This is a genomic window from Streptomyces sp. BE303 (genome assembly GCF_036290945.1).
Classification (GTDB): Bacteria; Actinomycetota; Actinomycetes; order Streptomycetales; family Streptomycetaceae; genus Kitasatospora.
In genome coordinates, this window is the sequence record NZ_JAQYWZ010000497.1 from 1 (window position 1) to 323 (window position 323).

Annotated in this window: 1 protein-coding gene; it reads left to right on the forward strand. The window is 76.5% G+C overall.

Features of this window, described 5'->3' with window-relative positions; genetic code table 11:
- The coding region (locus PUR56_RS10815; protein WP_329948719.1) for a hypothetical protein at positions 1-323 on the forward strand (323 nt) is incomplete at both ends.

Sequence of the window (323 nt, forward strand, 5' to 3'; positions counted from 1 at the left end):
CGACGAGGCGTTCTGGGACCCGATCGACCGTGGCGACACCGCCGGACTCGCCTCCAGGCTCGGTGTCCCGGTCACCACCCTGGAACCGCTCGTTCCCGCGCTGGCGTCCTGGCGGGCCCGCGGTCGGGAGCGCTCGCTGAGCGCCGGGGGGCGTCACCGTGCCACCGTGCAGCCCGTCACCGCTCTGGCCGAGGCGGCGCCCCGTGGCCGCTGGGCGATCGTCGGTGACGAGGCGTCCGTACGCGTCGAAGCGTCCGAGTTCGCCGAGGCGCTGACCGCGCTCGGCGCCGACGCCGTGGTCGTACCGCTCGGCGACCGCGCCG